Origin of the sequence: Providencia alcalifaciens (assembly GCF_020271745.1) — a bacterium.
In the GTDB taxonomy this organism is placed as follows: Bacteria; Pseudomonadota; Gammaproteobacteria; order Enterobacterales; family Enterobacteriaceae; genus Providencia; species Providencia alcalifaciens_B.
This window is the reverse complement of sequence record NZ_CP084296.1, coordinates 456288-479093: the sequence shown is the minus strand read 5'-3', so window position 1 is coordinate 479093 and position 22806 is coordinate 456288. Positions and strand designations below refer to the sequence as shown.

20 protein-coding genes, 1 rRNA gene and 2 pseudogenes are annotated in these 22806 nt (G+C 44.2%); 19 read left to right on the top strand and 4 right to left on the bottom strand.

The window, feature by feature from the left end; translation table 11 throughout:
* Window positions 1-121: 121 nt before the first annotated feature.
* The 4 genes from rrf (at window position 122) to LDO51_RS02110 (ending at window position 4493) form a co-directional block, all read left to right on the top strand.
* A 5S ribosomal RNA gene (gene rrf / locus LDO51_RS02125) occupies window positions 122-237 on the top strand.
* Window positions 238-731: 494 nt separating this feature from the next.
* Window positions 732-1523 carry an endonuclease/exonuclease/phosphatase family protein gene (locus LDO51_RS02120; RefSeq protein ID WP_225576166.1) on the top strand — a complete coding sequence of 264 codons (792 nt, stop codon included), beginning with the start codon at window positions 732-734 and terminating at the stop codon, window positions 1521-1523.
* A 116-nt stretch (window positions 1524-1639) separates the two neighbouring features.
* Complete coding sequence (locus LDO51_RS02115) at window positions 1640-2173, top strand: DUF1287 domain-containing protein (protein WP_225577199.1); 534 nt, start codon at window positions 1640-1642, stop codon at window positions 2171-2173.
* Window positions 2174-3302: 1129 nt separating this feature from the next.
* Window positions 3303-4493: a methionine gamma-lyase gene (locus tag LDO51_RS02110; protein WP_225576165.1), complete on the top strand. Its 1191-nt coding sequence runs from the start codon at window positions 3303-3305 to the stop codon at window positions 4491-4493.
* A 101-nt stretch (window positions 4494-4594) separates the two neighbouring features.
* Here the strand turns inward: LDO51_RS02110 and LDO51_RS02105 are convergent, their stop codons facing one another.
* On the bottom strand, window positions 4595-5962 hold the full coding sequence (locus LDO51_RS02105) for an amino acid permease (RefSeq protein ID WP_225576164.1): 1368 nt from the start codon (window positions 5960-5962) through the stop codon (window positions 4595-4597).
* A gap of 177 nt (window positions 5963-6139) precedes the next feature.
* Between LDO51_RS02105 and queE the strand changes: the two genes are divergently transcribed.
* Complete coding sequence (gene queE / locus LDO51_RS02100; RefSeq protein ID WP_225576163.1) at window positions 6140-6811, top strand: 7-carboxy-7-deazaguanine synthase QueE; 672 nt, start codon at window positions 6140-6142, stop codon at window positions 6809-6811.
* A gap of 68 nt (window positions 6812-6879) precedes the next feature.
* On the opposite strand, the pseudogene LDO51_RS02095 reads toward queE, so the two are convergent.
* The 3 genes and pseudogenes from LDO51_RS02095 to queD form a co-directional block, all read right to left on the bottom strand.
* A pseudogene (locus LDO51_RS02095) lies at window positions 6880-6975 on the bottom strand (6-carboxytetrahydropterin synthase QueD); the annotation flags it as partial.
* Between the two features lie 53 nt (window positions 6976-7028).
* On the bottom strand, window positions 7029-7733 hold the full coding sequence (locus LDO51_RS02090) for an IS6 family transposase (RefSeq protein WP_104872945.1): 705 nt from the start codon (window positions 7731-7733) through the stop codon (window positions 7029-7031).
* 57 nt (window positions 7734-7790) lie between these two features.
* Window positions 7791-8075: pseudogene (queD, locus tag LDO51_RS02085) on the bottom strand (6-carboxytetrahydropterin synthase QueD); the annotation flags it as partial.
* Window positions 8076-8340: 265 nt separating this feature from the next.
* Between queD and cysJ the strand changes: the two are divergent.
* The 14 genes from cysJ to nlpD all read left to right on the top strand — a co-directional run bounded on the left by cysJ (window position 8341) and on the right by nlpD (window position 22781).
* Window positions 8341-10146: an NADPH-dependent assimilatory sulfite reductase flavoprotein subunit gene (gene cysJ / locus LDO51_RS02080; protein ID WP_225576162.1), complete on the top strand. Its 1806-nt coding sequence runs from the start codon at window positions 8341-8343 to the stop codon at window positions 10144-10146.
* On the top strand, window positions 10146-11891 hold the full coding sequence (gene cysI / locus LDO51_RS02075; RefSeq protein ID WP_225576161.1) for an assimilatory sulfite reductase (NADPH) hemoprotein subunit: 1746 nt from the start codon (window positions 10146-10148) through the stop codon (window positions 11889-11891). Before cysJ ends, cysI begins: the two co-directional genes overlap by 1 nt.
* Window positions 11888-12622, top strand: a complete 735-nt coding sequence (locus LDO51_RS02070) for a phosphoadenylyl-sulfate reductase (RefSeq protein ID WP_225576160.1) — start codon at window positions 11888-11890, stop codon at window positions 12620-12622. Before cysI ends, LDO51_RS02070 begins: the two co-directional genes overlap by 4 nt.
* A 303-nt stretch (window positions 12623-12925) precedes the next feature.
* The gene (cysG, locus tag LDO51_RS02065; protein ID WP_225576159.1) at window positions 12926-14338 is read left to right on the top strand and encodes a siroheme synthase CysG; all 1413 of its coding nucleotides are present in this window, start codon (window positions 12926-12928) and stop codon (window positions 14336-14338) included.
* Between the two features lie 14 nt (window positions 14339-14352).
* A complete protein-coding gene (gene cysD, locus LDO51_RS02060) occupies window positions 14353-15261 on the top strand; it encodes a sulfate adenylyltransferase subunit CysD (protein WP_225576158.1) in 909 nt (302 codons plus the stop codon).
* Between the two features lie 24 nt (window positions 15262-15285).
* Complete coding sequence (cysN, locus tag LDO51_RS02055) at window positions 15286-16728, top strand: sulfate adenylyltransferase subunit CysN (RefSeq protein ID WP_225576157.1); 1443 nt, start codon at window positions 15286-15288, stop codon at window positions 16726-16728.
* Window positions 16729-16732: 4 nt separating this feature from the next.
* A complete protein-coding gene (cysC, locus tag LDO51_RS02050; RefSeq protein ID WP_225576156.1) occupies window positions 16733-17356 on the top strand; it encodes an adenylyl-sulfate kinase in 624 nt (207 codons plus the stop codon).
* A 160-nt stretch (window positions 17357-17516) separates the two neighbouring features.
* Window positions 17517-17813: a cell division protein FtsB gene (ftsB, locus tag LDO51_RS02045; protein ID WP_224058697.1), complete on the top strand. Its 297-nt coding sequence runs from the start codon at window positions 17517-17519 to the stop codon at window positions 17811-17813.
* Between the two features lie 60 nt (window positions 17814-17873).
* Complete coding sequence (gene ispD / locus LDO51_RS02040) at window positions 17874-18602, top strand: 2-C-methyl-D-erythritol 4-phosphate cytidylyltransferase (protein WP_225576155.1); 729 nt, start codon at window positions 17874-17876, stop codon at window positions 18600-18602.
* Between the two features lie 9 nt (window positions 18603-18611).
* Complete coding sequence (ispF, locus tag LDO51_RS02035) at window positions 18612-19124, top strand: 2-C-methyl-D-erythritol 2,4-cyclodiphosphate synthase (protein ID WP_108478380.1); 513 nt, start codon at window positions 18612-18614, stop codon at window positions 19122-19124.
* On the top strand, window positions 19090-20139 hold the full coding sequence (gene truD / locus LDO51_RS02030; protein WP_225576154.1) for a tRNA pseudouridine(13) synthase TruD: 1050 nt from the start codon (window positions 19090-19092) through the stop codon (window positions 20137-20139). Before ispF ends, truD begins: the two co-directional genes overlap by 35 nt.
* Window positions 20117-20878 (top strand): 5'/3'-nucleotidase SurE, encoded by a 762-nt coding sequence (gene surE / locus LDO51_RS02025; RefSeq protein WP_225576153.1) that lies wholly within the window; start codon window positions 20117-20119, stop codon window positions 20876-20878. The genes truD and surE overlap by 23 nt, the downstream gene beginning before the upstream one ends.
* Window positions 20875-21501: a protein-L-isoaspartate(D-aspartate) O-methyltransferase gene (locus LDO51_RS02020; RefSeq protein WP_225576152.1), complete on the top strand. Its 627-nt coding sequence runs from the start codon at window positions 20875-20877 to the stop codon at window positions 21499-21501. The genes surE and LDO51_RS02020 overlap by 4 nt, the downstream gene beginning before the upstream one ends.
* Window positions 21502-21716: 215 nt before the next feature.
* Window positions 21717-22781: a murein hydrolase activator NlpD gene (gene nlpD, locus LDO51_RS02015; RefSeq protein WP_225576151.1), complete on the top strand. Its 1065-nt coding sequence runs from the start codon at window positions 21717-21719 to the stop codon at window positions 22779-22781.
* Window positions 22782-22806 lie beyond the last annotated feature (25 nt).

The following is a 22806-nucleotide window of genomic DNA, read 5'->3' as shown; positions in this document are numbered from 1 at the left end:
AAGGTGTTTTAGAGAGATTGAGTTGATTCAATAAAGTGGAAGCCACAAGGTAGACACACAGCTTGTTCAGGATTGATATTCTGGTTTAAGAAAAGACTTAAACGGGAATAAACAGAATTTGTCTGGCGGCAATAGCGCGGTGGTCCCACCTGACCCCATGCCGAACTCAGTAGTGAAACGCCGTAGCGCCGATGGTAGTGTGGGGTCTCCCCATGTGAGAGTAGGGAACTGCCAGACATTAAATTAGCCGAGAAGCCACCCATTGGGTGGCTTTTTTGCGTTTGAAGGGGATGAAAAAGGGAGGATAAAGGCAACATTATTATCCTCTGAAGCAGTCCCATCGAAAGCGTTCCCTTTAGACCGGGCGAATAAAAGTACTTCAACGGTGAATCGCTGATCCGACATAATCTCAAATCTCAAATAGGCTAACTGCCCAAAAGTGTCGAATATTGCCTCACTCTCCGCCTTCATCAAGCGGTAATGAATTCCTCTATTTACATGCATATTTTTCCTTTGCTAAGTCATTATCTAGCAGGCTTATCACGGCTAATGACAGAGAATTTGGCGGAGATAGTCAGGCTGACCTCGTAAAGTCAAAAAAAGGAATAATAAGTTCCGTAAGATTACCCGCAAGATATTTGATATACTGCACTTGATTCAATCAAATCAATGCTAAACTAGCATAGTCGACAACAATATTGTTGTTATCAATTTCGTAGGGAATCCGGTACGTGGCTAAAAGAACCTATTCTGTTCGGTACATTGCGGGCGAGCCTGCAAAACGTATTCAGCCTATGCCAATCCATATGCTAGGAGATTCTCTTCCTATTGGTCTTCCTCTGTTTCCTGCGGGTGATACATTGGATGTCGTTACGTGGAATATTTATAAGCAGCAGCGACCAAATTGGGAATCTACGTTAGCAGAGCTCGTTAAAGAAAAAAAACTGTTATTGCTTCAAGAAGCACAAATGTCACCCGAATTGGTTTCTTTTGCGGCTTCACATCAGTTGATAGCCGATCAAGTTCCTGCTTTACCTTTTTCTCCTCATCCATCTGGGGTAATGACACTCGCGACAGCTCACCCTATTTATTGTTGCCCATTACGGGAAAAAGAACCGTTATTACGTTTAGCTAAATCAGCGTTAATCACGGTTTATCCATTGCCTAATGGCAAGCATTTAATGGTCGTGAACGTGCATGCAATCAACTTTAGTTTTGGGGTTGATGTGTATACGAAGCAGTTGAGTAAGTTAGGCTCCCACATTAGCAAACATGTCGGTCCCGTTATTCTCGCGGGGGACTTTAATGCATGGAGCCGCCAGCGTGTGAATGCATTGAAACGCTTTATTCGTTCAGTTGGCTTGAAGGAAGTTCTCTTCGATTCAGATTTACGGACAAAAGCTTTTGGCCGTCCATTAGACTTTATGTTTTATCGTGGCTTAAAACTGAAAGAAAGCCAGGTATTACAGACGGATGCATCAGACCATAACCCTATCATTACCCAATTTAAATTAACTAAGTAATGCCTTTTTAAGATTATCCCACCTTATTTATCCCTGTAATTATTGTAGATTTTATTCTCTATTTCACGGGGGGTTATACCTTGAAACGACTATTACCCATTGCTTTACTATTTTGTATGCCCTATGCATTAGGAAAAAATAACCTTGAATTGGCAAAACAGGCTGAACAATTACCTCGCCTTGTTGTTTATGATTCATCTTATCGCCAGATAGATTATCCCAATGGGGATGTTCCCAGTCATTATGGTGTCTGTTCTGATGTTGTGATCCGCAGTTACCGTAAGCTGGGAATCGATCTTCAAAAACAGCTTCATGAAGATATAAAGAAAAACTTTAGCCAATATCCAAGCCAAAAAATGTGGGGACTTCGTAAGCCAGATACCAACATTGATCATCGGAGAGTGCCGAATTTAGAAACATTTTTCACGCGAAAAGGCACGGTTAAGCCCATCACTTTAAAAGGAGATGATTATTTACCCGGCGACATCGTTTCATGGCGTTTAGATAACGGTCGTCCACATATAGGAATTGTGACATCCATCAAAGCATCAAATAATCAATATTACTTAGTGATGCATAATATTGGATATGGACAAGTCGCTGAGGACGTTTTATTTAAGTGGAAGATTGTTGGGCATTATTCATACTAATACTTTTATTTCAATGGGCTATAATGGATTTTTATTTTATTATTTATGAATGAGTGACTTTTCTTTTACCGGATAAAGTACTTTAATGTTTCGAGGTGATTAGTTTTTTTTGTTGATTTTCGAATTATATGCAATTTATTGTATTGGTTATTGTTGGCATTAAACTATATTTATTAAGTATAAGAGCGGCGATGAGTAGGTTTTATTTCTTAAGGATTTTAGATCATGAAAAATAGAGTTATTGTGGATGGTGGTACCATGTCAGCTAATATTTTGGCTAAAAAACTTAATAAAGACATTTTTTCAAAAAATAAAAATAATGTGAATAAAAGATAATTCGATACATTATTATAAACCTGCATTTATGTATGTGGCTTTTAATATATTCTTTAAATAATAGCTAAGCGACCTGAGTGTGAATTATTAAGACCAGAAATTGAATTAGTCATTGGTAAAGTTGACTCGTTTGATTTTAAAAATAAAGAATTACACTCAAGAATTAATAAAAAATATCACTATGACTATTTAGTCGTTGCCACAAGGTGTATCCCTAGACCTGTGCGCATTGAAGGATTAAAGAAAATGGGTAACCATTATTATGCTCACGTAAATTAGCCGAACAATTAGCTAAGATTGAAAAAGGTTGTATTTTTATTACTGTTTCATTTCCTGAAGCATGACATGTTCCCCATCAATGTGATATAGCACCGATGGAAATAATACTCATGATTGATAAGTTGTTACGTAAACGTCGGGTTAGATATAATATTGAAATTGTTTATATCTATCGAGCAGTTGCACAATTACTGCATAATTTTTTATTCATGCACAATCTGTTTGTGAGGATATTCCTGAGGTATTTGTTACCCGAAATATTAAAACCCAACAAAGATTTACTTTAAATAAAGTCGACCCAGATAAGAAATTGGTTTATTCCAAAGAAAGGGATAAGTAGCCTTTCGATTTATTAATTAGTACACCACTTATTACTGCGGTAGAGGCGGTCGTAAATACCGAATTAAGTGAACATAATAATGGTGAAGGTTGGTTACCAACCGACCACGAAACAATGCAAATTATCGGTTCTCGATTATCTCAATCCCAAGGAGGGTAATTTTTCGGAGGTGGTATGAGTTTAGATATAAAACGTTCTTTCGAAACACGGGCAATTCATAGTCACTATCATGCACAGGATCATTTAGGTTCATTGGCACCGCCAATTTATCAAACATCGACTTATGTATTTCAAAGTGTCGAAGAGGGAGCAGCCTGTTTTAGTGATGAAAAAGATGGCTATATTTATACCCGAATTAATAATCCAACATTAAGTCTATTGGAAAATAGAATTGCCTCTCTTGAAGAAGGGGAGGCTGCAATTGCCTTCTCGTCTGGTATGGGGGCAATCACGTCAACATTTTGGACACTATTAAATCCGGGTGATGAACTGTTAGTCGACTTAACCGTATATGGCTGTACTTATGCCTTTTTTCATCATGGATTGGCTCGATTTGGTGTGAAAGTTAAGCACATTGATATGAGTGACCCAGAGAATGTCGCACAAGCCATTACGGAAAAAACGCGCATGATATTTTTTGAGTCACCCGCTAACCCGAACATGCGTTTGGTGGACATTGCTGCGGTGAGTGACATTGCTCATCGACATAATATCTTAGTGGCAGTCGATAATACCTACTGCACGCCGTATATTCAAAAACCTCTGACACTGGGGGCGGATATTGTGCTGCACTCTTTGACCAAGTACATGAATGGTCATGGAGATGCCATGGGAGGAGCGGTAGTTACAACAGCAGAGTGCGCAAAACTAATCCGATTAGTTGGTTTGAAAGATATGACGGGAGCATGTTTATCTCCTCATGACGCTAACCTGATTATTCGAGGGATAAAAACCTTGTCTGTTCGTATGGATAGAATAGTCCAGAGTACACAGAAAATTGCTGAATATTTAGAAGCGAACCCAAAAGTAACTACTATTATGTACCCGGGTTTACCCAGCTTTGGGCAATATCAGTTAGCCCAAAAACAGATGAAATTAGCCGGAGGTATGATTGCATTCGAGCTAAAAGGGGGACTTGAAGCGGGTAAGCAGTTCTTAAACCATTTAGCGCTATTCTCTAGAGCGGTGAGTCTGGGGGATTGCGAGTCGCTGGCGCAGCATCCTGCTAGTATGACTCATTCGACCTATACACCGGAAGAAAGGCTGCAATACGGCATTAGTGATGGGCTGATTCGATTATCTATTGGTTTAGAAAATGTTGATGAGTTAATTGCAGATATTGAACAGGCGCTTGCGTCAGCGTGATGTAACAGAACTAACGGTTCCATAAAATCGAAAATCATTAAAAAACAGCCCTAGATCTGCTCGATGTAGGGCTGTTTTATTGACCTCTTAATGAAAAGGGATCAGCGTTTCTGGTAATAACGCATGGCAAAGAAGGTGATACTGAGTAAAGCTACCCACACAAAGCCTACGATTAGGGCCACTTGTGTATCTTTAAAGAAGCCTAATAGGGCGATAACAAACACCATAAATGCAATGGTGATTGCAGGGCCAACAGGCCAGAACGGCACTGGGAATTTCAGTTTTTTGACTTCTTCTTGGCTCATCTTACGGCGCATTGCCACTTGAGACAGTAAGATCATTAACCAGACCCACACCGTCGCGAAGGTCGCAATTGACGCAATGATCACGAAGATTTTTTCTGGTAATAGGTAGTTAAGGTAAACCCCTAATAACATCACAACAGACATGACCAGCACTGTCACCCATGGCACACCGCTTTTGGTCAATTTGGTAAAGACCTTAGGCGCTTGCCCATCTTGAGCCATACCATACATCATGCGACCAGCACCAAAAATATCACTGTTGATAGCGGAAATTGCTGCTGTGATCACCACGATATTCAGGATATTTGCTGCAGATTGAATGCCTAAGCTATCGAAGATTTGGACAAACGGGCTGCCGTTTTGACCAACTTGGTTCCATGGATAGATACACATCAGAATAAACAGCGTTAAACCATAGAATAATAGAATACGGATAGGTACGGCATTGATAGCTTTTGGTATGGTTTTTTCAGGATCTTGTGCTTCACTTGCCGTGATACCAATCACTTCAATACCGCCAAAAGCAAACATGACGATTGCGAGAGAGGCAATCACCCCTTCAATGCCGTTTGGCATAAAGCCGCCATGCTCCCACAAGTTTTGGATACCCACTTCATGGTTAGTTTCTTGACCAAAACCGTAAATCATCAAGAAGGCGCCGCCGACAATCATGGCAATAATGGCGCTGACTTTAATAATCGATAGCCAGAATTCCATCTCACCAAAAATCTTAACGTGGCAAAGATTGAGCGCGCTAATAAATAGCACGATACTCAATACCCACACCCATTGGTCGACATGAGGGAACCAGAAGCCCATGTACATCCCGAAGGCAGTAATATCGGCTAAACAGACCACCAGCATTTCAAACACGTAGTTCCAGCCGGTTAAAAAACCAGCTAAAGGACCCATATAATGGCTTGCGTAGTGAGAGAATGAACCTGGGACTGGATGATGGACCGCCATTTCACCAAGGGCGCGCATCACCATAAATACGGCGGCGCCACCTAACATGTAGGCAAGTAACACCGCGGGACCTGCAGCCTGAATTGCAGACGCAGAACCGTAGAATAGCCCTGTACCAATCGCGGACCCTAAGGCCATAAAGCGAATGTGCCGGACACTCAGCCCCTTTCTGAGTTGATTTTGTTCACTACTTTGCATGTCTTTTCCTGTCATTGACTTTATTTCGAAATATTGTACCGAATATTGTTTCGGTTTCGTTGATTGAGTTGACGTACTTTCCTGAACGCTGGGTGACTACATTATCACAAAGTGCATTGCCCGCGAGATAGATATCTGCAATATAATATGCGCCAAATGGAATCTTCTAGGAGCAATATGAAATACCCAATTAATGAAATCTTCCAAACTTTACAGGGGGAAGGTGTTTTTACCGGCGTTCCTGCTGTTTTTATTCGTTTGCAAGGCTGTCCAGTTGGCTGTAGTTGGTGTGATACCAAACAGACCTGGGACAAAGAGCCCGCGAAGGAATCTACATTGGGTGATATTGCATTAAAAACACAAGACAGTGATTTATGGGCAATGTCCGATGCCGAAAGCTTAATCCAATTAATGCACCAAAACGGCTATACCGCAAAACACATTGTGATAACGGGTGGAGAGCCGTGCATTTATGATTTAACAACCTTAACGCAATCCCTTGAAGCGAGTGGGTTTCAATGCCAGATTGAAACCAGCGGCACTTACCCAATCATCTGCACTGAAAATACTTGGGTCACAGTCTCGCCAAAAGTAGGTATGAAAGGGGGATTGCAAGTGCTCGAACAAGCGATTAATCGTGCCAATGAAATCAAGCATCCTGTAGCGCGTGAAAAGGATATTGAAGCCCTTGATCAGCTATTATCTTTGCGAACTCAGGGTGAGCCACCGATTGTGGCGCTTCAGCCTATTAGTCAAAAAGTATCAGCGACTAAGTTATGTATTGATACCTGCATTCAACGCAACTGGCGGCTATCCATTCAAACCCATAAATATCTGAATATTCAGTAATCATTATGCCTTGAGCTGTAGGTGATAACTTACAGCTCAGCCATCCTACAGCTCGTTAATACCATCGCTTAGGCTTCTTCGCGATACACACAGCCTGCATTGCAGGTTTCTTTAACCGTAATGGCGCTTAAGAGTGGTAATAGTGGCTTGGTTTGTTGCCAAATCCGGCACTGTTGCAAATAGAATCGTGAAGCTGAGCTTTTCCGCTCAAAGTGGATTAAAGTCCGAATACTCTATTCACGAGGCGCACTTCTCCTAACGGTTGGCCATAGTAAAAATGTTCTGCTTGACCTTTGCGAAGCGCACGCATCACCTCAATTCCTTTAATGGTCGCATGTGCTGTTTTAATTGATTTAAACCCTAAGGTGGGATTTATCACGCGCTTCAATTTTCCATGATCACATTCAATGACATTATTGTGAAATTTGATTTGTCGATGTTCTACATGTGTAGGGCATTTTCCTTCTTCTTTGAGAAGGTTAAGCGCTCGGCCATAAGGTGCGGCTTTATCTGTATTGATAACCCTGGGGATTTGCCATTTTTTAACGCGATTGAATATTTTTCTTAAAAATCGATAAGCTGCCTTGGTATTACGACGAGGCGAGAGATAAAATTCAATGGTGTACCCTCGACTATCGACAGCTCGGTAAAGGTACGTCCATTTCCCATTCACTTTGATATAAGTTTCGTCTAAATGCCAATTGTTGAGGTCGGAGGGATTACACCAATACCAACGTAACCGCTTTTCTATTTCTGGTGCATAACGTTGAACCCAGCGATAGATTGTCGTGTGATCTACATTTACACCGCGCTCAGCCAACATTTCCTGAAGTTCTCGGTAACTGATACCGTATTTGCAGTACCAACGTACAGCCCAAAGAATGATAATACCAGTGAAATGACGACCTTTAAATGCATTCACCAAACGGACCTCAGTAATGAAATAGTTAATTTAGCATACCGGCTACTTAAACTTTGCAACAGTGCCCCAAATCCAGCGGGCAAGTACTTCACTCGTCGGGTTTTCTAACCCTTCAATCTCATTTAAATAGTGATGATCTAGACGCTCATAGATAGGTTTAAAGGCGCTTTTTACATCAGCAAAATCCATGATCCATCCCGTATGCGCATCAATTTCCCCCGTGATTTCTAAGCGTACCATGAAAGAGTGCCCATGCAGGCGACCACATTTATGCCCCTCGGGTACATGTGGAAGGCGGTGGGCGGCTTCAAAGTGAAAATCTTTGTAGATAGTTGTGCTCATAAATTTCTCCTTACTAATGTTTAGCAGCGTATTCTACTGTTATTTTCACTAAAAATGTCGTTATTTATTGATTCCTGTCTAATCTTTTTATTCGATATTCATCATCGAATATTTTCTTTAGGATTTTTAGCTATTAGTTATGGCTATAGTTTCTTATCTTCCTAGTTATGGCTGTTATAACCTTTATCTTCATTTGGGATAGAGAATGGCATAAATAACGTTTTATTGATTATTCAATGATGGATCACGTTGGAGTGACAAAATAATGCAAAACAAGCAACCTCCATTATCAGCATTACCGATTTCGACGGAGCAATTAGGGCGCTTACAAACCGTGGTGGGGGATTATTCATCTCACCAACTTGCTTGGTTATCTGGCTATTTGTGGGGGATAGTGAATCAAAACGGTACGCTGAGCGAGCCTGTGATTGCAAGCAATGCCCCTCAAGAAACGGTGACCATTATTTCTGCATCCCAAACGGGCAATGCCCGCCGTTTAGCTGAGCAGCTTCGAGAAAAGCTACTGAGTGAGAAAATCAGTGCCAATTTAGTCAATGCTGGCGATTATAAGTTTAAGCAGATCAATCAAGAAAAAGTGGTGATCGTCGTGGCATCCACCCAAGGTGAAGGGGAGCCAGCCGAAGAGGCCGTTGCATTACATAAATATTTGAATTCAAAGAAAGCTCCTGATCTCTCAAGCGCTCATTATGCGGTTTTTGCACTTGGCGATTCTTCTTATGAGCATTTTTGCCAAGCAGGAAAAGATTTTGATAGCCAGTTTGCGAAACTCGGGGCGAGTGCGTTGCTTCCTCGGGTTGATGCGGATGTTGAATATCAAGCATTGGCGGACGAGTGGGTAAGCTCGCTGACGCAAATTTTAAAAGCGCGAGTGCCTGCTCAATCAGATAGCCAGCTCATCAATACTCAATCTGGCAGTGTGAATCAGCTCGATTCTTCCCCATACACTAAAACAGCACCATTAACTGCCTCGTTGTTGAGTAATCAAAAGATAACTGGCCGCGGTTCCGACAAAGATGTACGCCATATTGAGATTGACTTGGGGAATTCAGGCTTACGCTATCAGCCAGGAGATGCTCTTGGTGTGTGGTTTGATAATGACCCTGCATTAGTGGATGAGCTGATTAGCCTGCTATGGCTACAGGGGGATGAGGACGTATTTATTGGTCAACAGCGCCATTCGCTGCGTGATGCATTAACTTACCAACTGGAGTTGACCCAAAATACCCATTTGATCGTCGAAAAATACGCTCAGTTATCCAAAGACGATAGCTTATTAGGCTTGATCAGCGATAAGCCAGCCATTATGCAGTATGCGCAAACCACGCCGATCGTCGATATGGTACGCCAAGCGGCAGCTCAACCAAGTGCGCAAGAATTTGTGGATTTACTGCGCCCATTAACACCGCGCTTGTATTCCATTTCTTCTTCACAGGCAGAAGCGACTGATGAAGTCCATGCCACCGTTGGTGTTGTACGCTATGACATTGATGGACGTCCAAGAACAGGGGGCGCTTCTGGCTTTTTAGCGGATCGTCTCAATGAAGGCGACGAACTGCGGGTGTTTATTGAACATAATGATAATTTCCGCCTACCCGCAGACTCAAATACTCCCGTAATTATGATTGGTCCGGGAACGGGTATTGCTCCATTTCGCGCTTTCTTACAGCAACGAGATAACGACGGTAGCGAAGGTAAAAACTGGCTGTTTTTCGGTAATCCGCACTTTGTTGACGATTTCTTATATCAAGTGGAATGGCAGCGTTATGTCAAAGACGGTTTGCTGACCCATGTTTCATTAGCGTGGTCACGGGATCAGGCTGAGAAAGTGTATGTGCAAGACAAATTGCGCGAACAAGGTAGCGAAGTGTGGGACTGGATCCAGCAAGGCGCACATATTTATGTGTGTGGGGATGCAAACCGCATGGCGAAAGACGTGGAACAAGCATTATTGGATGTCATCAGCGAGCACGGGCACATGGATGAAGAGCAAGCGGATGACTTTTTAAGTGAGCTGCGTGTGATGCGCCGTTATCAGAGGGACGTTTATTAATGAGCAATGAACATCAAAAAGCTGCACCTCAGCCAGCCTTAGTGGTTGAAGGAAAGCTCGCTGACAGCGAGCGGATGAAGCAGCAAAGTAACTATTTACGAGGCACTATCAAAGACGATCTCAAAAACGGCTTAACGGGCGGTTTTGACGGAGACAACTTCTTGCTGATTCGGTTTCACGGCATGTATCAACAAGATGATAGAGACATTCGCGCAGAGCGAGCTGAGCAGAAGCTAGAACCGCGTCATGCCATGATGCTGCGTTGTCGCTTACCGGGGGGCATTATTACCCCGAAACAGTGGCTTGATATTGATAAATTTGCCTCTGAGCACACGTTATACGGCAGCATTCGTATTACTAACCGTCAAACATTCCAGTTTCACGGTATTCTCAAAGGGGATGTGAAACCCGCGCACCAAATGCTCAGTCATGTGGGGCTGGATGCGTTAGCTACCGCCAATGACGTAAACCGTAACGTACTGTGTACGTCTAACCCAGTGCAGTCCGAACTGCATCAGCAAGCCTATGAATGGGCGAAAAAAATCTCTGAGCATTTGCTCCCGCGTACCAGTGCGTATGCTGAGATTTGGTTGGATAAAGAAAAGATTGTGACCACCGATGAAGAGCCGATTTTAGGGCAAACCTATCTCCCTCGGAAATTTAAAACCACGGTGGTGATCCCGCCATTGAATGATGTGGATCTCCATGCCAATGATATGAACTTTGTGGCGATTGCTGAAAAAGGGCAATTGATCGGTTTCAACGTGCTGGTGGGCGGCGGTTTAGCGATGACCCACGGCGATACCAACACGTTCCCACGTCTTGCCAGTGAATTTGGTTTTATTCCTTTAGATAAAACCTTGGCAATTGCGGAAGCGATAGTCACAACGCAGCGCGATTGGGGAAACCGAACTGATCGTAAAAATGCTAAAACCAAATACACCCTTGAGCGCGTTGGGATTGAGGTGTTTAAGGCGGAAGTGGAAAAACGTGCTGGTGTGCAGTTTGATGCTATTCGCCCTTACCAATTTACGGAGCGCGGCGACCAAATTGGCTGGCTTAAGGGGATTGATAACCGCTGGCATTTAACCTTGTTTGTGGAGAATGGGCGCTTAATCGACTTAGCGGATAAACCGTTAAAAACCGGCGTTGCCGAAATCGCTAAAGTTCATAAAGGGGATTTTCGCCTAACGGCCAATCAGAACTTAATTGTGGCGGGGATTGCGGAAGAAGATAAAGCGACAATCGAGAAAATTGCCATTGAGCACGGTTTGATGAGCGGTGAAGTGACGCGCCAGCGTGAAAACTCGATGGCCTGTGTCTCTTTCCCAACCTGTCCGCTGGCGATGGCGGAAGCTGAGCGCTTTTTGCCGGAGTTTGTCACGCAAGTTGAAAACATCATGGCGGCGCATCACGTGGCGGATGAACATATTGTTTTACGCGTTACGGGCTGCCCAAATGGTTGTGGTCGCGCGATGCTGGCAGAAGTGGGGCTGGTGGGTAAAGCCCTCGACCGTTATAACCTACATTTAGGCGGGAACCGCATCGGTACGCGTATTCCGCGGATGTATAAGGAAAATATCAGCAGCGCAGAAATTTTAACCATCCTTGATGAGCTGATTGGTCGCTGGGCAACAGAGCGTCAGCCGAATGAAGGTTTCGGTGATTACCTGATCCGCGCTAATGTCGTGAAGCCAGTACTCAATTCTGCTATCGATTTTTACGAGGTTAAGGAGGCGGTATGAGCCGACTTCAATTAACGCAAGTTCAGGCGTTAGATAAACAAGCCCAAGTCGCTTATTTGGCGGAGTTCAACGCGAAACTTGAAGAGATGACCGCGCTAGCCCGCATTGAATGGGCGGTTGAACATCTTCCTGCTGAATTTGTGTTGTCATCAAGCTTTGGTATCCAAGGTGCTTTGGCGCTGCACTTAGTCACGCAAGTGGTGCCCAATATTCCGGTCATTTTAACGGATACTGGCTATCTGTTTCCCGAAACCTATCAGTTTATTGAACAGTTAACGGAACGGTTAAATTTAAACGTAAAAGTGTACCGAGCGGCGACCAGCCCTGCATGGCAAGAGGCCATTCATGGGCAGTTGTGGACTCAAGGGGTTGAGGGAATTGAGCGTTATAACCAATTGAACAAAGTGGAGCCTATGACGCGGGCGCTGCATGAATTGCAGGCGCAAAGTTGGTTTTCAGGATTAAGACGAGAACAATCGGCGAGCCGAGCGGCGTTACCTGTATTAAGTATTGGGCGCGGGATTTTTAAAATTCTGCCAGTGATTGATTGGAATAATAAAGAGGTTTATCAGTATCTGACCAAACATAATTTACCCTACCATCCATTATGGGAAAAAGGGTATTTATCGGTGGGAGATACTCATACCAGCCGTCCGTGGGAACCCGGTATGAGTGAAGAACAGACGCGTTTCTTTGGCTTAAAACGTGAATGCGGGTTGCATGAAAATTAATGTGTTTTAAGAAAATTAAAGACTTGGTTTAAATAATTAATTACTTGCATTACTAATAAGTAAAAAACTAATTTATTTGTGTAATAACAAAGGGATGCCTTTATTTAAAATAAGGGTATCCCTTTATTTTTTATTTATGTCAAATTGCGGGAGATAGGCTTAATTTACTGGGTTTCCCTCACTTCATTTAGCTTATGCCTTTCTGTTCCTATTCATGCTTTTTTGTCATTTCAAAGTGATCAATTCACGCCATATAGTCAATTTCATTGCTCTTATAATTAAAATGCTGGATGGAAGCGATTTATGGATTACCTACCCTTATTTGTGAGTGTGCGAGAAAGACAAGTGGTCTTGATTGGCGGCGGTGTCGTCGCGGCTCGTAAAGCCGAATTATTATTGAAAGCTCATGCCTCGCTGGTGGTGATTTCCCCTGAGCTTTGCGAAAGCTTGCAGTTGGCATATCAACAAAAACAATTGCATTGGGTGCAGCAGCCTTATCAAGCTTATCACCTTGATGATGCTTACTTGGTGATTGCTGCCACGGATGACCAAGCGCTCAATGAGAAAGTTTTTCATGATGCGCAGCAGCGCCATATTTTTGTCAATGTGGTGGATGACCAGCCCTTATGTTCCTTTATTGTTCCCTCGATTATCGACCGTTCTCCCATTATGGTGGCGATTTCATCGGGTGGAACCGCACCTGTCTTAGCCAAATTATTACGGGAAAAACTGGAAACATTGTTGCCGACATCGCTGGGTAAAATGGCGGAGATTGCAGGGCGTTGGCGTGAGCGCGTAAAACAGAATTTGACCAAGCTCAGTGAGCGTAAACGTTTTTGGGAATTGAGTTTTAGCGGGCGCTTTGCCTCTTTAGTGGAAAGTGGACAACTGGATGATGCCGAAAAGCAGCTGGAGCAACAGCTAACGAAGCCGGATAACCAAGGGGAGCTGACTTTAGTGGGGGCGGGGCCGGGTGATGCGGGGCTATTAACACTTAAAGGGCTGAGAGTACTGCAAAATGCGGATGTGGTGTTGTATGACCATTTGGTGAGCACGGAAATCCTTGACCTTGTTCGCCGTGATGCAGACAAAGTCTGTGTGGGGAAACGGGCGGGCAACCACAGTGTTTCCCAAGAGGAAACCAATCAGTTGATCGTCAACTATGCTCAGCAAGGCAAAAAGGTAGTGCGCTTAAAAGGTGGGGATCCGTTTATTTTTGGGCGTGGCGGTGAAGAGTTGCAGGTTGCTGCCGAGGCCAATATTCCTTTTCAAGTTGTACCCGGTATCACTGCTGCTATTGGTGCGGCGGCTTATGCAGGGATCCCGCTGACTCACAGGGAACACGCGCAGAGTATTACTTTTATTACCGGTCATTGCCGTCAAAATGGCGCTGAGCTGGATTGGCAAGCACTAGCACGCGGTCACCAAACACTGGCTATCTACATGGGTACCGTGACAGCAGCTAACATTTGTCAGCAGCTTATTCAATATGGGCGTCATCAAGATACCCCCGTTGCGGTGATTGGCTGTGGGACTCGGCAAAATCAAAAAGTGATCGTGGGGGCGTTGCATGAATTGGAGTCATTGGCTCAGCAAGCGCCAGCGCCTGCATTAATCGTCATTGGCGAAGTGGCGGCATTACATCAACAGCTGGCGTGGTTTGGTCAGCAACCCGAAACCATCCAATGGCGCTCAGCCGTGCTGGAATTGGCTTAATCGAGGAGTAAATCGTGAACGAAAAAAAATTAACCCACTTACAGCAATTAGAAGCGGAAAGTATTCATATTATTCGTGAAGTGGCGGCGGAATTTGCGAATCCCGTGATGCTCTATTCCATTGGTAAAGACTCATCCGTGATGCTGCATTTGGCTCGAAAAGCGTTTTATCCGGGCACGATCCCTTTCCCTTTGCTGCATGTGGATACCGGATGGAAATTTCGTGAAATGTACCAGTTTCGTGATGAGACGGCGAAAAAATACGGTTTTGAATTATTGATCCACCGAAATCCAGAAGGGGAGCGTCTCGGCATCAACCCATTTATTCATGGTAGTGCTAAGCATACGGACATCATGAAAACCGAGGGCTTAAAGCAGGCGTTAGATAAATATGGCTTTGATGCTGCATTCGGTGGCGCTAGGCGTGATGAAGAAAAATCACGGGCAAAAGAACGAATTTATTCATTCCGTGACCGCTCGCACCGTTGGGATCCGAAAAACCAACGACCGGAGCTTTGGCACAATTACAACGGACAAATCAATAAAGGGGAAAGCATCCGCGTTTTCCCATTATCCAATTGGACTGAACTGGATATTTGGCAATATATCTACTTGGAAAACATCGACATTGTCCCACTCTATTTTGCGGATGAACGCCCTGTAATTGAGCGCGATGGTACCTTAATCATGGTGGATGATCGGCGCATCGAGCTAAAAGCGGGAGAGGTCATTACCAAGCAAAAAGTGCGTTTTCGGACATTAGGCTGCTGGCCATTGACGGGAGCCGTGCCGTCAAATGCTAGCACTCTGCCTGAAATTATCGAAGAGATGTTGCTATCCACCACCAGTGAACGCCAAGGGCGTTTGATTGATAGTGACCAATCCGCCTCTATGGAGCTGAAAAAGCGCCAAGGCTATTTTTAATCAATCGGTGAGGAGAGCAACATCATGGCTGAATTAGCGTACAACGATGCAATGGCGCATCAAATTCAACAGCAAGGCGGCGTGGAAGCTTACTTACAGGCTCAGCAACATAAGGGTTTATTGCGATTTCTTACCTGCGGCAACGTGGATGATGGAAAAAGTACCTTGATTGGGCGCTTGCTGCATGACACGCAACAAATCTACCAAGATCAATTGTCAGTTTTACAGAGCGACAGTAAGCGGATTGGCACGCAAGGTGAGAAATTAGATCTGGCGCTGCTGGTGGATGGATTAGCTGCCGAACGCGAGCAGGGGATCACCATCGATGTGGCATATCGTTATTTTTCGACAGAAAAACGCAAGTTTATCATCGCAGATACCCCCGGACATGAACAATACACCCGCAATATGGCGACCGGCGCATCAACGTGCTCACTCTCTATTCTGCTGATCGATGCTCGAAAAGGCATTCAAGAGCAAACGCGACGCCACAGTTTTATTAGTACGTTATTGGGGATCCGCCATTTGATCGTCGCGGTGAATAAGATGGATCTGGTGGATTATAGTCAGTCCGTGTTTGATAAAATCCAGCAAGATTACCTGCAATTTGCGCAGCAACTTCCGGTGGATTTAAACGTCTGGTTTGTGCCGATATCTGCACTGGATGGGGATAATATCGTATCACCAAGCGGTAATTTGCCGTGGTATCAAGGGGAAACATTATTGTCGCTGCTAGAAACGGTGCAAGTCACTCAAACGGCCGCTAACCAGCCACTGCGCTTTCCTGTGCAATATGTGAACCGCCCAAATTTAGATTTTCGTGGCTACAGTGGCACGGTGTCATCGGGGGTTGTACAGGTGGGGCAACGCGTGAAAGTGCTGCCTTCTGGCAGTGTTTCGACCATCAAAGAGATTGTGACATTTTCCGGTAACCCGCCAGCAGCCATTGCAGGAGAAGCTATCACGCTAGTGCTGAACGATGAAATTGATATCAGTCGCGGTGATTTGATTGTCGCTGAAAGCGAAGAATTACTTGCAAGTCAGCACGCGTTAGTTGACGTGGTTTGGATGTCTGAGCAGCCTTTGGTGCAAGGTCAACAAGTGGATATTAAAGTGGCGGGAAAACGCAGCCGAGGCAAAGTTGAAAATATTCAATATCAAGTGGATGTGAATAATTTAACGCAGAAAGTGGCCACGGAGCTGCCATTGAACGGCATTGGTTTGGTGGCGTTTTCTTTCGATGAGCCGCTACTACTGGAAAATTACCAAAATAATGGGGATACCGGTGGGATGATTTTGATTGATAGGCTAACAAACGTGACGGTGGGAGCAGGGCTAGTTCGAGAAGCGCAGCCAGAAGAAACGGTACACCGTGGTGAATTTAGCCAATTTGAAATTGAACTTAACCAACTGATCCGCCGCCACTTCCCGCATTGGGGTACCCGTGATGTGTTAGGTGGGAAATAACGTCATGGATACACTGGAAAACAAGCCACCTGAAAATATTGTTTGGCATTCCCATAATGTGACTCGGCAATGGCGAGAGCAGCGCAATGGTCACAAAGGCGCGGTGCTGTGGTTTACAGGGTTATCTGGGTCGGGAAAGTCCACTTTGGCAGGGGCGATAGAGACACAGTTGGCGAGCTTAGGGATCAAAACTTATCTTCTTGATGGAGATAATGTTCGCCATGGATTGTGTCGAGACCTTGGGTTTAGTGATGCAGAGCGGCAGGAGAATATTCGACGGATTGGCGAAGTTGCCAAGTTAATGGTGGATGCGGGGCTGATTGTGGCGACGGCGTTTATTTCTCCCTATCAGGAAGATAGACAGCGAGTTCGCGAACTGTTTGAACCCGACCAGTTTTATGAGCTGTATGTGGATACACCCATTGAGGTCTGTGAAAAGCGAGATCCCAAAGGGTTATATCAGCAAGCGAGAGCAGGAAAAATATCCCATTTCACGGGGATTGACTCGCCTTATCAATCGCCACAAAATCCAGAACTGCACCTTGATGGGCTGCGCCCTATCCATGATTCTTTAGCGCAGGTGATTCAACTGCTGCAACAGCGAAATGTTATTTCTATAGCAAATTGATTTTTACTTAAATATCATCCTTTTCTACATTTATAGGGAATTGGGTGATATTTAATCTCTTCTAGCGCGAACAATTCTGACTTTTTTAGACAATATTTGCATCGCAGTAGCGTCATGCGCTTAGTTATGGGATGATTAGCAAATCATTTCAGGGGGCAAGATGGGTAAATTAACGCTACTATTAATTGCGATATTAGCTTGGTTACAATATTCCTTATGGTTAGGCAAAAATGGCATCCATGACTATGTCAAAGTTAAGGATGATGTTGCTGCGCAGGAAATTGTGAATGCGCGTTTAAAACAGCGTAATGAGCAGCTATTTGCAGAAATCAATGACTTGAATGATGGTCAGGATGCAATTGAAGAACGCGCACGTAGCGAGCTAGGTATGTTAAAGCCTGGGGAATCATTCTATCGAATGGTCAAAGAGCGTAATAATCCACCGTCATCTCAATAATCATCGTGTAGGGTAGTCCACACCCAAGAGCCTGATAATTTCTGATGTAAGATTCGAATCATGATAAATCCAAGAACATCCAGTGCAGCACCGATTGTTGCTCTGATCCCCGCAGCGGGAGTGGGCAGTCGTATGAATGCAGATTGCCCAAAACAATATTTGTCGGTCGCAGGGAAAACCATTATTGAACACACCATTGACGCCTTATTGCGTAGTGGAGACGTACAAAAAATCGTGGTTGCATTAAGTGCTGAAGATGATTATTTCCATCACCTCGATATTGCCAAAGACCCTCGTATCGTCACGGTTACCGGGGGGAAAGCGCGTGCAGATTCAGTATTATCAGGATTAAACTATCTGGTACAGCAACCTGAATATGATGATGCCTGGGTATTGGTACATGATGCGGCACGTCCGTGTCTGCATTTAGATGATTTAAATGCCATCGTTCAGTTAGCCACTCAGAATGATTGTTGTGGGGGCATACTGGCGGCTCCGGTTCGGGATACGATGAAGCGGGGCGCAGAGGGAACGCAAAGTATTTCCCATACCGTTGAGCGAGAAGCGCTCTGGCATGCCTTAACACCGCAGTTTTTCCCATTAGTATTACTACGCGACTGTTTAGATAAAGCATTGAAAGAAAATGCAGTGATCACGGATGAGGCTTCCGCACTTGAGCATTGTGGCTATCAACCGATATTAGTATCGGGACGAGCTGATAACCTTAAGGTGACGCGACCAGAGGACTTGGCACTGGCGGAATTTTATCTTTCAAGAATGAAATCATAAGGAAAAAAAATGAGAATCGGACACGGTTTTGATGTGCATAAGTTTGGTGGTGAAGGTCCTATCGTTATTGGTGGCGTTCGCATTCCTTACGAACAAGGTCTTATCGCACATTCGGATGGTGATGTGGTCTTACACGCGCTGACAGATGCCATTTTAGGTGCTGCGGCACTTGGGGATATCGGAAAGTTATTCCCAGATACTGACCCTGCTTATAAAGGCGCAGATAGCCGAGTATTACTCAGAGAAGCCTTTTGCCAAGTCCGTAAAAAAGGTTATTTAATTGGTAATATCGACGTGACTATCATGGCGCAAGCACCAAAAATGTTGCCACATATTCCACAAATGCGTGTGAATATTGCTGAAGATCTCGAATGCCACATGGACGACGTCAATGTGAAAGCAACCACCACAGAACAATTGGGCTTTGTGGGCCGTAAAGAAGGGATTGCTTGCGCCGCTGTAGTTTTACTTATCAAAGATAATAGTAATGAAAGTTATGAATGTTCAGTACCTGCATGGTAAACCCCTCTCTTCAGGGACATTAAAAAGTATTCCTGAAGATTTCGTGGTGAAAGAAGACTTAGGTTTTGAGCTTGATGGCGAAGGCGAGCACGTTATGGTTCGCGTCGAAAAAACAGGCTGTAATACTTTATATGTCGCAGAACAGCTAGCAAAGTTTGCTAAGGTCTCCGCTAGAGCCGTCAGTTACGCGGGATTGAAAGATAGACATGCGGTGACGGAGCAGTGGTTTTGTCTGCAAATGCCGGGTAAAGATACGCCCGATTTTTCGGCTTGGCAGCTTGAAGGGTGCCGTGTATTAGCGGTCACTCGCCAGAAACGCAAATTACGAATTGGCTCTCTAAAAGGGAATCAATTCGAAGTGACATTGCGGGATATTACGGACACCGATGATGTAGAACAACGCTTACAAAAAGTGGCTGATTTAGGTGTTCCAAACTATTTTGGTGAACAACGTTTTGGCCGGGATGGGCAAAATTTGGTTCAAGCTCGCCGCTGGGCAAATCAAGAAATTACAGTACGTGAACGAAATAAACGCAGTTTTTATCTCTCTGCTGCGCGGAGTGCTATGTTTAATGATATCGCCAGTGCGCGAATTGCAAATCATACACAGCAACACGCTATGTTGGGAGATGCACTGCAATTAACTGGACGTGGTAGCTGGTTTGTGGCGACGCTAGAAGAGTTAGATTCTCTGCAAGCGCGTTTACAATCTACTGAGCTAAGTGTGACAGCGCCGCTTCCCGGAGATGGCGATTTAGGCACCCAAGATGATGCCCTTGCTTTCGAGACTCACTGTTTACAAGATTATCAGCCATTTATGGCACTAATGAAAAGTGAGCGAGTTTCTCCAGCGAGACGAGCTGTACTGGTTAAGCCGCAAAATCTGCAATGGCAGTGGTTAGATTCGTCAACCGTAAAGCTGTGCTTCTTCCTGAATTCAGGCAGTTTTGCCACGAGTGTTGTACGCGAAATTATTAATCAGGATTGTGTGGATGCTGAATATATTATTGAGTAACGATGATGGGGTAACGGCGCCTGGAATACAAACGCTGGCGGCGGCATTACGTCAACATTATCATGTGCAGGTGATTGCACCCGACCGTAACCGTAGTGGCGCTTCAAACGCATTAACGTTGGATAGACCATTAAAAATTCAAACATTAAATAATGGTGACCTCGCTGTTCAAGAAGGTACACCGACGGATTGTGTGTATATCGGGGTGAATAAAGTCGTGCGCCCTCGCCCTGATATTGTGGTGTCTGGAATCAACTGCGGCCCAAATCTTGGGGACGATGTGATTTATTCAGGTACCGTTGCGGCGGCAACAGAAGGGCGTCACTTAGGTTTACCTTCTATTGCGGTTTCATTAGATGGTGATGTGCATTATGAAACGGCGGCCAAGGTGACATGCGATATCCTCACTATGTTGCAAAAAAATCCTTTGCGAGCGGGCAATATCTTAAATATCAATGTGCCAGATATTCCTTATGATGAGCTAAAAGGGATTAAAGTCACCCGCTGCGGTAGCCGTCATGCGGCATCTGAAGTTTATAATCTGGAAGATCCTCGCGGTAATATGCTGTATTGGTTAGGGCCAGTCGGGGAAATTCGTGATGCAGGTCCGGGCACGGATTTTGAAGCTGTACAAAATGGCTATGTTTCAATAACACCGTTACAAGTGGATTTAACGTCTTATAAAACTCAGTCAGTATTAGAAGAGTGGCTAGATAAGTCAGGAGTGAAGGCAAAATGAAAATTGGGCTCATGAAAGAACTGCTGGCACAGTTGCGCCAACAGGGAATTCACGATGAGCGCCTATTAGACGCGCTCGCGCTAGTTCCTCGCGAACGGTTTGTTGACGAAGCGCTCTCTCATAAAGCCTACGAAAATATCCCATTACCCATTGGTCATGGGCAGACCATTTCACAGCCGTATATTGTTGCAAAAATGACCGCATTATTGGCGGTCAAACCGACGGACCATGTGTTGGAGATTGGTACGGGCTCTGGGTATCAAACTGCGGTTTTGGCTCATCTTTGTGAACATGTGTATTCAGTCGAAAGAGTCAAAAGCTTGCAATGGACGGCAAAACGTCGCTTTAAGTTGTTAGATTTACATAATATTTCTACTCGCCACGGTGATGGCTGGGAAGGCTGGCAATCAAAAGGTCCTTTTGATGGGATAATTGTCACCGCCGCCCCTAGCGAAATTCCGTCATTGTTACTTAAGCAGTTAAAAGATGGAGGACGCCTAGTGCTCCCTGTCGGTGACAAAGATCAGGCTCTGAAATTAATTACCCGTCGCGGTAATGATTATCACACGAATGTGATTGAAAAAGTGCGTTTTGTCCCTCTTGTTGCCGGTGATTTGAGCTAATAGCCCTTTAAGTTATTTTGAGTTAATGGGCTATTTCACTCAAACTGTTAAGTGATAATCTCAATTTGTTATACTTTTGATACATTTAACTTGTCCATTATTTTATATTTCTGCTTTAATAAGCGAAATATTTTAAGATACTAATATTCAATAAGCATTAATTGCATTCTAACCCTTTAGTATCAGCTCAGATTTTTCTTCACGGGAGAAGAAATATGAAAATTGTTAGCCCAATAAACAGAATTCGATGGGCGGTTATCTTTTCATTTAGCGGTGCTTTATTAGCAGGATGCTCAACGCCTTATCATCCCGCAGCACCGATTTCGAGTGTGAATGATGGAGGTTCATCTAGCCAACAATCTGCACCAAGAACGGTGCCGAATCCTCCATCCAATACTGGAATGAGTACGGCGATGCCTTCAGACAGACCTAATTTGTCGTCTAATAGTTCGATGGGAAATAATGCCTCTAGACCGGTTTCAACCAGCAGCGATGGACGTATTGTTTATAACCGAGACTACGGCCGCATTTCTAAAGGGAGTTATAACGGAAACACTTACACCGTTCAGCGCGGTGATACTCTGTTTTATATTGCCTATATAACGGGTAATGATTTCCGTGAATTAGCATCGAAAAACAATATTTCTGAACCATACAGTCTGAATGTAGGTCAGGTGATAAATATTGGTAATACAAATGTGAACTCGAGCACACAATTGGCATCAAATAGTCAACAGCGCCCGGTTGATATTCAATCAACTAATGGGTATCCTGAAAATAGTAGTGGGCAAAATTCAGGTAAGATGTTGCCGAATAACAAGAAACCAGCCTCAACGGTTTCAACGACAACAGCGAGCCCAACTACTACGACTGCAACAGCAACAACCGGAAGTAGCACCAACAATTCGTCAATTAAATGGCGTTGGCCAGCAGATGGGAAGATGATTGAAGGCTTCTCTGATGCACAAGGCGGAAACAAAGGTGTTGATATTGCTGGTTCTCGCGGTCAATCTGTTATTGCAGCTGCGCCTGGTAAAGTCGTATATGCTGGTAATGCACTGCGCGGATATGGAAATCTCATAATAATAAAACATAACGATGACTACTTAAGTGCCTACGCACATAACGATACGTTACTTGTGCGTGACCAACAGGATGTTGCTGAAGGTCAAAAAATAGCCACGATGGGTAGTACAGGAACAAGTTCTGTTCGTTTACATTTTGAAATTCGTTATAAGGGAAAATCAGTAAACCCGTTGCGTTACTTACCGCAGCGATAAACTGGGCGGAGTGTCACATTCCGTC